11 protein-coding genes are annotated in these 14,316 nt (G+C 44.0%); 3 read left to right on the top strand and 8 right to left on the bottom strand.

All coding sequences use genetic code 11. The features are described 5' to 3' along the window. A complete protein-coding gene (locus AC04MM_RS02975) occupies nucleotides 1-738 on the top strand; it encodes a hypothetical protein (RefSeq protein ID WP_475378827.1) in 738 nt (245 codons plus the stop codon). A gap of 7 nt (nucleotides 739-745) precedes the next feature. On the opposite strand, the gene uvrC is transcribed toward AC04MM_RS02975, so the two are convergent. The 6 genes from uvrC to recG form a co-directional block, all read right to left on the bottom strand. Next, on the bottom strand, nucleotides 746-2,671 hold the full coding sequence (gene uvrC / locus AC04MM_RS02970; RefSeq protein ID WP_475378826.1) for an excinuclease ABC subunit UvrC: 1,926 nt from the start codon (nucleotides 2,669-2,671) through the stop codon (nucleotides 746-748). After that, nucleotides 2,668-4,755, bottom strand: a complete 2,088-nt coding sequence (uvrB, locus tag AC04MM_RS02965; protein WP_475378825.1) for an excinuclease ABC subunit UvrB — start codon at nucleotides 4,753-4,755, stop codon at nucleotides 2,668-2,670. The genes uvrC and uvrB overlap by 4 nt, the downstream gene beginning before the upstream one ends. 15 nt (nucleotides 4,756-4,770) lie before the next feature. Next, the gene (gene cysS / locus AC04MM_RS02960; protein WP_475378824.1) at nucleotides 4,771-6,228 is read right to left on the bottom strand and encodes a cysteine--tRNA ligase; all 1,458 of its coding nucleotides are present in this window, start codon (nucleotides 6,226-6,228) and stop codon (nucleotides 4,771-4,773) included. A 10-nt stretch (nucleotides 6,229-6,238) separates the two neighbouring features. Then, nucleotides 6,239-7,741: a glutamate--tRNA ligase gene (gene gltX, locus AC04MM_RS02955; protein WP_475378823.1), complete on the bottom strand. Its 1,503-nt coding sequence runs from the start codon at nucleotides 7,739-7,741 to the stop codon at nucleotides 6,239-6,241. 122 nt (nucleotides 7,742-7,863) lie between these two features. Beyond that, nucleotides 7,864-8,358, bottom strand: a complete 495-nt coding sequence (locus AC04MM_RS02950) for a CarD family transcriptional regulator (protein ID WP_409477492.1) — start codon at nucleotides 8,356-8,358, stop codon at nucleotides 7,864-7,866. A gap of 181 nt (nucleotides 8,359-8,539) precedes the next feature. After that, on the bottom strand, nucleotides 8,540-10,627 hold the full coding sequence (gene recG / locus AC04MM_RS02945) for an ATP-dependent DNA helicase RecG (RefSeq protein WP_475378822.1): 2,088 nt from the start codon (nucleotides 10,625-10,627) through the stop codon (nucleotides 8,540-8,542). Between the two features lie 66 nt (nucleotides 10,628-10,693). Between recG and AC04MM_RS02940 the strand changes: the two genes are divergently transcribed. Together AC04MM_RS02940 and AC04MM_RS02935 are read left to right on the top strand one after the other, a co-directional pair. After that, the gene (locus AC04MM_RS02940; protein ID WP_475378821.1) at nucleotides 10,694-11,641 is read left to right on the top strand and encodes an HD-GYP domain-containing protein; all 948 of its coding nucleotides are present in this window, start codon (nucleotides 10,694-10,696) and stop codon (nucleotides 11,639-11,641) included. A gap of 116 nt (nucleotides 11,642-11,757) precedes the next feature. After that, nucleotides 11,758-12,213 carry a hypothetical protein gene (locus AC04MM_RS02935; RefSeq protein ID WP_475378820.1) on the top strand — a complete coding sequence of 152 codons (456 nt, stop codon included), beginning with the start codon at nucleotides 11,758-11,760 and terminating at the stop codon, nucleotides 12,211-12,213. Between the two features lie 54 nt (nucleotides 12,214-12,267). Here AC04MM_RS02935 and AC04MM_RS02930 read toward each other — a convergent pair whose 3' ends face one another. After that, nucleotides 12,268-12,816, bottom strand: coding sequence for a rhodanese-like domain-containing protein (locus tag AC04MM_RS02930; RefSeq protein WP_475378819.1), 549 nt, complete (start codon nucleotides 12,814-12,816; stop codon nucleotides 12,268-12,270). A gap of 4 nt (nucleotides 12,817-12,820) precedes the next feature. Then, the gene (lysS, locus tag AC04MM_RS02925) at nucleotides 12,821-14,311 is read right to left on the bottom strand and encodes a lysine--tRNA ligase (protein ID WP_475378818.1); all 1,491 of its coding nucleotides are present in this window, start codon (nucleotides 14,309-14,311) and stop codon (nucleotides 12,821-12,823) included. Nucleotides 14,312-14,316: the final 5 nt, after the last annotated feature.

Genomic DNA, 14,316 nt, shown 5'->3' with positions numbered 1-14,316 from the left:
ATGAAACTACACTCTCTTTTATTAACAGGCGCATTAGTGATGTCAGTCATCACATCAACAGTATCAGTTAAAGCCATGACTGCGGCCGAAATGGACCGCCACACTGAAGCTTTAATGCCTAACTATTTAGAAGAGTTCGCTGACGCTTTAAATATGGCGCAGATGTCACACCAAACCTCATACCCGCTTTCGACGGCTGAAGTTGATGACAAATGTGTAGCTTTAATGGACGGAAAAATGATCGCCGGCGATGTTGGCCGTGCCTTATCACAAATCTTTATTGATAACGCTTCTGGCTTGGATAATTTAGTGGCCGGCGGTTCAGTCAAAAATAAATACTGCCCCCGTTACGGAAAAATGACGACGAAAGAAAAATCAATCGTTTGGACATTTATCTTAACGGCCATGGCTCACTTTGAATCTAACTGTACACGCACGGCGACTAACCATGGTGGCCCTAACGGCACAGCGTACGGTTACTACCAATTACACCGCGGATTTGAGCAAAACTACGATGGCGGCAAAGGCTTCTGTAAAAAAGGTGATGCGGCTAAGCCGATCGCAGCCAGCAAATGTACTTTAGGTATGTTAGAAAAACAGTTTGAAGTTCGTGATGGCGAATTATTCTCAAGCAAATCTTACTGGGATGTATTACGCCCGTCTGGCAGCTCAAAAAAGTACAGCGTAATCCGCAAAGCTTTAATGCGCTCATCACTTTGCAATCCACAAACGATCTAGTTCTTATTTACTCATCTGTTACTTCGATCGAGTCCGCGGCATCAGCTTCGGACTCATCTGAGTTTAAGTGGATCAAAATTCTCTCAGCCAACACCCGGTTAAATGTCTTTAGTGCTGCAATCGTTTCAACGTCAGATTCTTTAATCGCTTCAACCGACGTAAACGCCTTAAGCAAAATTGCCTTACGTTTTTCACCAAGACCTGATATCGCATCTAATTCGCTGGATAAACTTCGTTCTTCACGGCGCTTTCTATGAAAGGTGATCGCAAATCTGTGCGCCTCGTCACGGATGCCGGTTAAGATATGTAACGCTTCTGAATTGGATTTAAAAGTAACCGGATTAGATCGCCCCGGAAGAAAAAACCGCTCTTCGGTAGATTCGACTTCTTCAGCCTTAAAATCAGCCTGGGTTCTGGCTTTGGCCAAACCCACCACCGGAATATTGGTTTTACCGATTTCTTGCAGGATTCTTACAGCCTGGGAAAGTTGGCCTTTACCCCCGTCGACCACTAATAAATCCGGGTCTTCGTATTCGGCATGTTTAAAACGGCGGGCTAGCACTTCGTACATGGATTTAAAGTCATCAACACCTTCAACTGTTTTGATAATATACCGGCGGTAATGATCTTTACTGGGACGGCCGTCTTCAAAGACCACCTGGCTTGCCACCGTTTCAACACCCTGAAAGTGCGAAATATCAAAACACTCAATACGCTGCGGAATCTTGTTCAAATGCAGCTTGGTTTTAATTTCGTTTAAGCCTTTAAGCTTTTCTTCTTCTTTAGAGACCAGCTTTTCAAAATGGGCTTTCGCGTTTTGCTCGGCCATTTCCAAAAGCTTCTGGGCGTTCTGATCATGCCCGTAACGAACAACAACTTCTTTACCCGAACGTTCATGTAAAACATCGTGTAGAAGCTTATTTAAATCCCCACCCAGATCAATCACAGTTAAAACTTCATCCGGAATAAAGTTATCTTCGTAGTATTGATTTAAAAATGATGTAAACCACTCAACGACCGACTCATCCGGCGAGGTGATATCTAATCCACCTAAAAAGTGCGGCCTTGCCCCAATCACCCGGCCCGAACGCACGTGCAGCGTTTCAACGACCACCCCACGGTGATCGCCGTGAAAGCTGACAACATCCTGATCCATTTCAGAGGCATCGTTAATCACCGCTTGTTTTTCTAGAATATTTTTAACTGACCACATCGAATCACGCAGTTTAGCCGCAACTTCAAATTTTTCTTCGTTCGCGGCAGCAAACATACGGGCTTCAATATCTTTGATCACTTTTTTGCTACGGCCCTTTAAAAAATCTTTAGCCCCGCCGACTTCACCACGGTAGTCATCTTTAGAGATATACTTCACACAGGGAGCCGTGCAGCGCCCGATCTGATAGGTCATACACGGACGCGTACGGGTTTTAAACATATGATCCGTGCAATCACGGATTTTAAATACGCGGTTTAAAAATCGGATTGTGCCCCAGACGGCACCACCGGATGTGTATGGCCCAAAGTAAAGCGCACCGTCTTTATGAACCTTGCGCGCTAAATACAATCTTGGAAAATCATCGCCCCAAGAAAGTTTAATGTACGGGTAAGACTTGTCATCTTTAAGCCGAATATTGTATTTCGGACGGTGTTTCTTGATCAGCGAAGCTTCTAGTAAAAACGCCTCAACTTCGGTCTTCGTTAAAATGTAATCAATCTTATCGATATTATGAACTAAAGCCTTAGTCTTTGCTGAATGATCGGCTGAGTTAAGCAAATAACTGCGCACACGGTTACGAAGATTCTTGGCTTTACCGATGTAAATAATCTTATCTACTTCGGATTTCATTAAATACACCCCGGACTGGGTCGGAAACTCCTTGACCAGAGCCTTGAGGGCTTCAATTTTTAGCAGACCTTGTTCGTATTTACTCATTTTTCTTTATTCACACCAGATTCAGACTCTCCCAGATGCGCATCTCGCACCTGCAGTTCTAATATCTGTAATCGTTTAATTTCATCGCGCACTTTTGCCGCTTCTTCAAACTCAAGCTCTGCCGATAAGCGCTTCATTTTATCTTTTAATTTTTTAATCTCATCCTGAATCTTGTTAGGCTTAGCCGAAAACTTCTGCATTTTTTCTGCAGTTTTATCTTTTTCGCCTTTAAGTTTATACGCACCGACTGAGCCATCAAAAAGATCACCAAGGCCTTCTTTGATTTTTTTCTTAATCGTCTGCGGCGTGATGCCGTGCTGTTTGTTGTACGCATCCTGAATGGCGCGACGACGAGCGGTCTCAGCCATGGCTTTTTTAATCGAATCGGTTTCACGGTCGGCGTATAAAATCACATGCCCGTTGGCATTACGTGCTGCACGTCCGATCGTCTGGATCAATGAACGCTCTGAGCGTAAAAACCCCTCTTTATCAGCATCTGTTATCCCGACTAACGAAACTTCAGGAATATCTAAACCCTCTCGAAGTAAATTGATCCCGACCAGGATATCAAACACGCCTAAGCGCAGATCACGTATGATTTCCGTGCGCTCAAGTGTGTCGATGTCACTGTGAAGATATTTAACTTTCATACCCAGCGATTCAAAATACTCGGTTAAATCTTCGGCTGAACGTTTGGTTAACGTGGTAATAAGCACACGTTCACCTTTTGCGATACGCTCTCTGGATTCTTTTAACAAATCATCAATCTGTGATTTTACCGGACGAATTTCGACATTGGGATCAATCAGGCCCGTTGGACGGATGATCTGTTCAATGATCAGACCTTCAGATTTTTCTAATTCATAATTGGCCGGCGTGGCAGAGACGTACATCACCTTATCCATCAGTTTTTCAAATTCCTGGAAATTCAGCGGTCTGTTATCTAGTGCCGACGGCAGACGAAAACCGTGCTCAACCAAGGTTAACTTACGCGCTCTATCACCACGATACATTCCACCGATCTGCGGCACTGTTACATGCGACTCATCAATGATGGTGATAAACTCTTTCGGAAAATATTCAATCAACGTCGGCGGCGGCTCGCCCGGTCCGCGGCCGGTTAAATGGCGCGAGTAATTTTCAATGCCTGAGCAAAAACCGATTTGCTCCATCATCTCGATATCATAGTACGTGCGCTGCTCTAAGCGCTGCGCTTCTAAAAATTTAATATTGGCTTTGAGTTCATTAAGCCTGTGACCTAACTCTTCCTGGATGGTTACAATGGCCCGCTTTAACGAATCATCACCCGTGGCGTAGTGCGAGCCAGGGTAAATACCGATCTGATCCATTTCTTCATAGACCTGACCGGTTAAAGGATCAATCCACGAAATTTTTTCGACATAATCACCGAAAAACTCGATTCTAATCACGCGCTCTTCTTCATAAGGCGGAAACACTTCCACCACGTCACCACGCACACGAATCGTACCGCGCGAAAAATCCACGTTATTGCGGTTGTACTGGATACGGATAAGTTCACGCAGTAAATCATCGCGCTTTAACTTTTGACCTTCGACGACCTGAACCATCATACCTTCGTAGGCCTCAGGCGACCCCAGACCGTAGATGCACGAAACACTCGAAACAATAATCACATCGCGGCGGTCAAATAGCGAGCGTGTCGCTGAGTGGCGCATCCGATCGATCTGTTCATTGATCGCCGAATCCTTTTCGATAAAAGTATCGGTTGATGGCACGTAGGCTTCAGGCTGGTAGTAATCATAATAAGATACGAAATACTCCACCGCATTTTCGGGAAAGAGCTCTTTCATTTCAGAATAAATCTGTGCCGCTAAGGTTTTATTCGGCGCTAAAATCAAAGCCGGCTGGTTTAACTGCGCAATGGTGTGCGCCATGGTAAAGGTCTTACCCGAACCGGTAACCCCTAAAAGCGTTTGGTGTTTTACCCCGCTTTGAAAATTTGCAACCAGCGTTTCGATCGCTTTAGGCTGATCACCGGCCGGCTTAAACGGAGAAACCAATTTGAAGTTTTTCTTAAAGGCTTTCTTTTTAGCTTCTGCCATAAGCCTTCCTAAATACTATTTGCTGACTTCCCAGAAGCTGCCTTCTGGCGTGTCGCTGACATTGATATTTAGCGCTGTAAGCTTTGCGCGGATTTCATCAGACTTTGCATAGTCTTTTGTTTGGCGGGCCAACGAGCGCGCTAAGACCAACGCTTCAACTTCATGCTCATCCACACCGGCTTTTTGTAACAGCTTTTGATCTAATGAACGTAAGAATTTTTCAGCCGGCATCTGGAATAACGCCATCATCTTACCAAATTGCAGAATAAATTCTTTAAACTGTTTTGCACGCCCTGCCAAGGTAGGGTTTGTCTTCATGCCACGTTTAAATTGGCCGTTAAATTTACGGATTTGTTCAAACATAACGGCAAAAGCCTGTGGAGTACCAAAGTCATCATTGATATGCTCCATGATTTTTTCCCACGAAGTATCAAGCTCTACCTGGTACTTCGCATCGGCATGGGCTTCAGCAGAAATAAAGCTGTCAGCTAATGCTAATGACGAATAAACGCGCGCAAGGCCTGAAACCGCCTGCTCGATCGTCGTATCGCTGAATTCACCTACACTTCGGTAGTGAACAGATAGCATCATCCATTTGTAAATTTCAGGATGATGTTCTTCTAAGAATTCACGCATATTCAAAACGTTGCCTAACGATTTAGACATTTTACTGCCGCTGAAATTTAACATGTTCCAGTGCATCCAGTAATTCACGTAGTGCGTTCCCGTGCAGCCTTCAGACTGGGCGATTTCATTTTCATGGTGCGGGAACACTAAATCTAATCCCCCGCCGTGAATATCGATTTGATTACCGAATAACCCATGCACCATCGCCGAACATTCGATATGCCAGCCCGGACGGCCTTCGCCCCAGGGCGAAGCCCAGCTTCCACCCTTTAGATCTTCGTTAGCCTTACGTGATTTCCATAAAGCAAAATCCAGCGGGTGGTGTTTTTTCTCATTGGCTTCAATACGCACACCCACCTGCATATCTTCTAATTTGCGGCCTGAAAGTTGGCCGTAATTTTTAAATTTATCGACGGCATAGTTCACATCGCCATCCACCGGATAGGCTTTGCCGTTATCGATTAATTTTTGAATAAACTCGATAATCTGCGGCATGTATTCAGAGACCTTAGGATTATGGTCATGAGCACGTAAGCCCAAGTCCGAAAAATCTTTTTTATATTCTTTAATATAAAGCTCAGAAATTTCAGAGGCCGTTTTACCTTCTTCGATGGCGCGGTTGATGATCTTATCATCCACGTCAGTAAAATTTAGCGCGTAATCAACTTTATAGCCCAAGTACTCTAGCCAGTTTCTGACAAAGTTAAAAAACACCGGTCCGCGAAAGTTTCCCACGTGTAAAAATGAGTACACCGTCGGTCCGCAGACATAGATTTTAACATGCCCGGGGGTAATCGGTTTAAACTCTTCGATCTTTTTGGTCAGAGTATTATAAATCTTAAGCATGAAGATACCTTTATCCTAACTTCGCCAATACTTTATCCACGCGGGCAAGCAAACTTTGTTTGCTCATCAAGGGCACTAATAATTTGACTTCAGTGCCGTGCGGTTTACCGATCACGGCCACGCGGATTGGCATAAATAAGTTTTTACCTTTAACGTTAGCACCGGTTTTAACCGCGTTTTCAATCGCGACGAAATCAGCCTCAGTAAAAGTCTCCGTCGCATGGGCCGCGATCTGACTTTTCCAAACCGTCAGTACGTTTTTGGTCGACTCCCAACCTAACGCTTCATTTGATTCTTCTGAAATTTCAAATTTGGCATCATCAAGTAATTGGTAAAGCGCTACCGCATCGGTTAAAATTTCAATTTTTGGTTTAAACGTTTCTACTGACTTCATTTGCCATTCGGTCGTCCCCGATTCTTTCGGCAAATGAATACCCGCAGCCGCCAGGTACGGCTTGATCTGGTTCCAGATGGTTTGGTTATCCTGTGCACGCAAGTACTGCGCATTCATCCATTTAAATTTAACACGGTCAAATACCGCACCTGATGCATTCACGCGGTCTAGCGTAAATAGCTTAATCATCTCATCCATCGAGAAGATTTCTTTACCCTCTGGGTGCGACCAGCCAAGTAATGCCATAAAGTTATTTAATGCCTCTGGCAAATACCCGTCTTTCATAAACTGATCACAGGCCACCGCGCCTTTACGTTTTGACAGCTTTTGGCGGTCGTCATCTAAGACTAACGAAATATGGCCAAACTGCGGCGTTGGCCAGTTCATGCCTTCGTAAATCATCAGCTGTCTTAACGTATTCGGCAAATGCTCCTCGGCACGCAATACGTGCGAGATCTTCATCATGTAATCATCAACCACACAACAGAAGTTATACACCGGCATGCCGTCTGAACGAAGCAACACAAAATCACCGACCATATCCGACGGAAAACGCACTTCGCCGCGGATCAGATCGTTGAGTAAATAATCTTTACGTAAATGTTTGGTTCTAAATCGCACGACCGCTGATTTACCTTTGGCAAGCTCGGCTTTGGCTTGATCTAACGTCCAGGTCTCATACGGTGATTCAACGTGCGCATTTTGATTAATTGCTTTTACGCGCGCGCGTTCAGCTTCGAGCTCTTCATCAGTCATAAAGCAGTAATAAGCTTTATCATTGGCAATTAACTCATCAGCTATCTTTTTGTAAATATCTAAGCGCTGCGACTGGCGGTACGGAGCATACGGCCCCATATCTTTTAAGGTCACCGGGTCAACACCCTCATCCCAGTTAAGACCAAGCCACACCATATCCTGCACCATCATGCGCAGCGATTCTTCGGTCGAACGGGCCTGATCCGTATCTTCAATACGCAGAATAAATTTACCGTTGTTGTGTTTAGCGAATAATAAATTAAACAACGCCGAGCGAGCGCCGCCGACGTGCAAATAACCGGTTGGGCTCGGGGCAAAGCGAGTACGAACTTCGGTAAAACCAGGATTCAAAGTAACTGACATGAAAAGGACTCCTAAAACGAAAAAAAGCCTAAATCTTACGATTTAGGCTTTCTATTCTGACTTAGAATTTATAACGAGTAAACGATTACTACCCAGAGTCTAACTGGTTTATTGATTTTGGATTACTTCGAATCCAAAATCGTTCTAACTTCCTGATCTTGATTCATTACGTCTTTAACGTCAGCAGCTAAATTAAGCTCTTTTAACAGGTAACTTTTAGCTTTTTCTAACATCTTCTTTTCGCCAAAGCTTAATTCTTTGTCGACTTTTAATAAGTATAAATCACGTAATACGGCAGCGATTTCAAAAACCGAACCGGTATTGATTTTATCAGTGTATTCGCGGTAGCGACGGTTCCACGTTTGCGTGTCAATTTTAACGTTTTTATCCTTAAGGATATCAACGACTTTGAACGCCTCTTCTTTCGAAATAAGAGCTCTAAGGCCAACAGATTTGATATTAGCCGCAGGGATCATTACTTTCATACCCGTCTCTAAAATGATGACCGAAAAAAATTCGTGCTTAGCGCCTAAAATCTCTTTCGTTTCGATTTTATCGATTCGTCCGACTCCGTAGCCGGGGTATACCGCATGATCTCCAACTTTAAACTGTGACATCGATCCACCTCATAACTTGTCATAAGCAAAAAACCCACTCATGACGTCTAGATGTTCTAACACTTTTGACATGGTCCATCAATGAAATGATCAAAAAACGACCAAGAAAATTAAGAAGTGTAAAAACTACCGTAACCATCCGTCTACTCTTTTTACAAAGTAACCATCTCCGTCACTTAATTTAGCCGACGCCGGCCAAGGCCTGCGGGCCATAGCACTTTAACAGCTCTTCACGGATTAGCTTATTTTCTAAAGATTTTAATTGCGGGTCTTTTTGCAGAAGTTCAAACGCTGCATCTCGGGCCTGTTTTAAGAGGGCGAAATCCCGCACCAGATTGGCGATTTTAAATCCTGGAAGACCTGATTGGCGGGCCCCCATGAATTCGCCCGGGCCTCTGATTTCTAAATCGTATTCGGCGATTTTAAAACCATCATTGGTTTTTTCCATAAATGTCACGCGGTCGCGGGTTTCTTCGCTGACCGCATAGCCCATAATCATGACACAAAACGACTTGTACTCACCACGGCCGACCCGTCCGCGCAGCTGATGCAGCTGCGATAAACCAAATCGTTCGGCGTGTTCGATAATCATTAAATTCGCATTGGCCACATCCACCCCGACTTCAATCACGGTGGTTGAAACCAGCACATCAATTTCGTGCTTACGAAACTGGGTCATGATTTCATCTTTTTCGGCTGGCTTCATTTTTCCGTGCAACAGACCAAAACGAATTTTCGGAAACTGATGCTTTAGTTTTTCATATTCTTCGGTGGCATTTTTTAAATCGATTTTTTCGCTCTCTTCAACCAGCGGATAGACGATATAACACTGCCGCCCTTTTTCGATCTGCTCAGCCATAAAGCTTATGGCGTTGCTGCGTTTTGACTCGGTCACAACTCTGGTCTGAATCGGCGAACGCCCCGCCGGCATTTCATCAATGATCGACACGTCTAAATCCCCGTACACCGTCATGGCCAGCGTTCGCGGAATCGGTGTTGCCGTCATCACTAAAAAGTGCGGTGACTGGCCTTTGGATTTGAGATATCCCCTTTGCGCTACACCAAACCGGTGCTGTTCATCAATAATGACTAAGGCTAAATTTTTAAACTGCACCCAGTCTTCGATCAGCGCGTGAGTTCCGATGAGAAAATGAATTTTACCGGTAATTAATTTTTCCAATAATTCTTTGCGCTCTTTGGTTTTGGTCTTACCGGTGAGTAATCCCAATTTTAACCCCAGCAGCTCTAAACGTTTGACGGCATTATTGTAATGTTGTTCGGCTAAAATCTCGGTTGGCGCCATCATGCAGGTCTGATAGCCACTCTCAAATGCATACATGGCCGCCATAAAGCTCACCATGGTTTTACCGGCACCGACATCCCCCTGCACCAAACGGTTCATTGGTTTTCCGGATTGCATATCTTTTTTGACTTCGTCAAAAGCCTTTCTCTGCGCATTGGTCAAAGTAAACGGCAGGGATTCAATTAATTTTAAATTCATCGCATCACTGTTTACGACCGCCACACCTTTTTCGTTTTTTAGGCCCATTTTTTTCGAGGCTAAATACAGCTCCAGCCAGAAAAACTCTTCAAAGATGATACGTTCATGCGCCTTTGAGGATAACGTCGTAAGCCCTTCGGCATTTTCAATCTCGGGAAAATGCATATCTTTAATCGCCTGCTTGCGGGGTATTAAATTATATTTATGCATTAAACTTGGCGGAAACTTCTCAATCGGCCAGTCTTTAATCTGCAAATATGCCGATTGAATCATCTTCTGCATTTTGACCGAACTAAAGCCTTCGATCTCGACATAAATCGGCAGCAGCTGATCCACATCTTCTTCACCGGGAACAATATCTTTGATATCCGGATGATGAAACTCTAATTTACCGCGGTAATTGGTAACTTTACCGATGATGCGAACTTCGGTTCCGGTTTTAAAGCGCTCAAAATAGCCTTTGTACGGCACCCGAAAAAATTTGCAGCGGATCTGTCCCGAGCCGTCGCGGATTAACACATCATAAATTTTGCGCGATGATCGTCCCATCGCGTACGAGCTTACGCTGATCACCATGGCTTTTAGCGACACCAGATCGTTTTCTTTTAGCGAAGCAATGTTTCTGGCCGCACGTCTGTCTTCAAAGGCCCGCGGGTAGTTTTCAAGCAGGTCTTTAATCGATTTTATCCCATTTCGAGACATGAGAGCTCCCAATTTCGGGCCTACTCCTTTTAAATACTGAATATCTGTGTCGAAAGTTATGGGCATGAATATATCGTATTTAGGTATGCGAATTTGTCAAAGTTTCCTTCATATTTTTCCGATAGGTTAAGTATGAGCAGCCAAGGTTATTTCAGAATTCGTTTAAGCACGATCCGCCCCGCGGAGGACATCCCATTTGCAATTTATGTCTACATCGACGGCAAGATGGTCGAATACGTGCGCACCGGTGATAAATTAGCTGCTGCAAAAATCGCAAGTCTGCACGGTAGAGATACCGGTGAATCGTTTTTTGTTGAAGACATCAACAAACCGCTTTACCGCGATTATGTTAAAGACTCGATGAACTCTTCTAAAATTAACAATGATCAAAAGGCGACGATCTTACGCGAAAGCTCAATTGCGATCTTAGAAGACCTGTTTGAAGCGCCAGATGTAGGCCAGGCGATCGAAGAAACCAAACCGGTGGTAAAAGATTTATTAGAGTTTATGGAAAACGCGCCTGAATCGGTAGGCGGCTTAATCAGTCTGTCAGGGCATGACTTTTACACTTACAATCACTCATTTGACGTCAGTATTTACTCTTTAGGCTTAGGCAGTGCTTTAGGCTTTGATAAAAAAACCATGGAAGAGCTGGGCTTAGGCAGTCTTTTTCATGATGTCGGCAAACGTAACGTCGATTTAAACATTCTGTGCAAACGCGGCCCATTAGATGAAGCTGAGTGGGTACAGATGAAAATGCACCCGCAGTTTGGCCTTAAAATTTTAAATGAATCTCCGAATATCACTGACGGTATTAAAGCCGCCTGTTACGAGCATCATGAATCATGGAAAGGCGGCGGCTACCCGCAAGACCTCTCTGGACAAGAGATTCACCCGTTTGCGCGCATCGTGGCTCTTACCGACACCTACGATGCCATGACCACCCAGCGTTCTTACAACGTGCCGATGCGCCCGGTAGAAGCGCTCAACATGATGAAAGAAAAAGTTGCACATAAATTCGACCCCGAAATGTTAAAAGCCATGTACTCCGTCCTATTCAAGATGGACAACGCCTCTTAACGGTAGGCCTTACTTTTTGAAACACGGCGCAGCAAGAGAACTACCCCGAAGCGTTCACTACAATTGACAGATAAGCAGAGCCTTTCTAGCGTTAAGCTATTAAGGAGACTTTTTCTATGAAAATGTTTATCGCATTGTTTACGACCGTATTGTCACTATCAGCTTTTGCATCAATCGAACACCACCCGACGCCGCCCCAACAAAGCCCTGCGCCACTTATGCTAGGCCAATGGAAATCAACGCAAGCTATGGCCGTTAACGGTATCTGGATTCACACGCGTTTTACATTTGAACACCACACGATGACGATGTACGCACGCTGCCAGTTCGGCCCCGGCCCTGCAAATAATTTAACTGTAGGGGTTAGATCTCACACAGCTTACAATGGCAACTACATTTATATTCACGACAACGTAAGTGCGGTGACCAATGATAACTTAGGCAGATACTGCCAAGCTAGCTTGTCGCCTTCAACCTGGGAATTCTATTTCCAAAACGCAGAGATGACTCAAGCAGTGATTTTCGCGCCGGTTCCGTACCAATGGCGTATTTCGGTTGTTCGTGTACCGTAATTTTTCTTTCGAGCGCCGCAAGTAATAAAATTACCGGCGCTCAAATTTTTGCCCTTATAAACAAATTTTCGGATTAAATGTAACAAAACACTTCTGAGCTTTTTTACTGACCAGATCTTTTTGAAAATCTTCACTGGTCAGCAAGGTCCAGGGAGTCTGCGGCTCGGCCTTAGCAAAACGGTTATTCTGCCCTCTGGCTGATTTTTTTAAATCATTAACACTTTTCATTTCAATGTTTTTAATTTCTAAATAACTAAGCAACCATTTCCACTTTTTGTTCTCAACAGCATCGGCTTTGTCATTTAACAAAATAATGGTTTTATCCGGATGGATTCCTTTACTCGCCAGACGCTCTACGGTTTGCAGCAGATCCGGATCAAGCATGCGGGTTTTCTTTTTCGGGTTGGTTATAACCAGAAAGTCTTCCCACCAAAGATTCTGCGAACCTTCAATGTGAAACGACTCATATAAAAATGGATTTCTGGTGTCGATTAAGACCGCTTTACGAACAAACACGTTGGCAGATTCTTCCAACGCTTTTGTGGGCTTTTGCTGGCAAGCCCACGTAAGACATAAAACAAATAACAAACCTAAATACTTCATTACCCTATTTAACAATCTTCATCGTTGGAAAGAACAAAATATCACGAATCGACGGACAGTTCGTTAGTAACATCACCACACGCTCAATACCGATACCGACACCGCCAGTTGGCGGCATACCTGTTTCGATCGCGTGTAAGAAGTCTTCATCCATCGGATGCGCTTCTTCATCGTGTCCGCGGTTAGCTTCTTGCTCTTTAAGGCGCGCCCGCTGCTCTTCCGGATCGTTTAGCTCTGAATAAGCATTGCCGATTTCCATACAAGCTGCAAACGGCTCAAAACGCTCTACTAATCTTGGATTATCACGGTGCACTTTGGTTAACGGAGAAATCTCTACCGGATGATCCATGACAAATGTCGGTTGCCATAAGTGCGGCTCTGCCGCCACTTCGAAAACTTTCATCTGCAGTTCACCCAGTGATAATTTATCCATCTGCATTTTTTTAAGTTTAGCAGGCTCTTCATTTTTCTGAAGGTAATCAACTAAAGCTGCACGGTCCCCAGCATCAATTTTAGCGTGGATTTTAATCCCGTCCAGAACCGTAATCTTGTTCCATGGCGGGGTAAAATCAATTTCTTTACCCTGGTACTGAACCTTCATTGAACCCGTTACTTCTTTAGCTACACTAGACACTAACTCTTCAAATTGTTTCATCTGGTAGTTGTAATCCGTGTAGGCTTCGTAAAACTCAAGCATCGTAAATTCTGGATTATGAGTACGGTCGATACCTTCATTTCTAAAGTTCTTACCGACTTCGTACACTTTTTCAAAACCGCCTACGATCAGGCGTTTTAAATAAAGTTCAGGAGAGATTTTCATGTAAAGCTTCATATCCAGTGCTTTGTGATGAGTAGTAAACGGCGTGGCCGCTGCTCCACCGTATAACGGCTGCAGGGTTGGCGTTTCAACTTCCATAAAACCACGGTCATCTAAGAATTTTTTGATCGCTTTAATAATCTTCGAGCGGGTCACGAAAACTTTTCTTGAGTCCGGATCAGAAATTAAATCTAAATGTCTGTGACGGTATTTAATTTCTACGTCCTGAATGCCGTGAAATTTTTCTGGAAGCGGTTCTAACGTTTTAGTTAAAAGCTGAAAGTTCTTAACGTATAACGACAACTCACCTTTTTGTGATTTAAACATGTAACCTTCAAGGCCCACGATATCACCCAGATCGATTAAATCAAAACTTGTGCGCCCAGCTTCAGACTGCTCTTCCACTTTGATATAGCACTGTAAAGTTCCTGTCTGATCCTGCACGTTGAAAAAGCTGGCCTTACCCATCGCCCGTAAGGTCATTAAACGACCAGCGATACGGAAGGTCGTTTCAGGCTTTTTCTCACCAGCCACCAGATTAGAAAAATCACGGATAAGTTGTTCAATGTGAACGCTCTTATCAAAGTTATAAGGAAATGGGTTGATGCCCTTTTCTTTAAGCGCGTGAAGTTTTTTTCTTTTCTCGGCTTTAATTGGATTATCATGCATCTCAGACATAGTAG

This window comes from Bdellovibrio sp. SBM16 (genome assembly GCF_056175625.1).
This window is presented reverse-complemented; position numbering and strand designations above follow the sequence as displayed.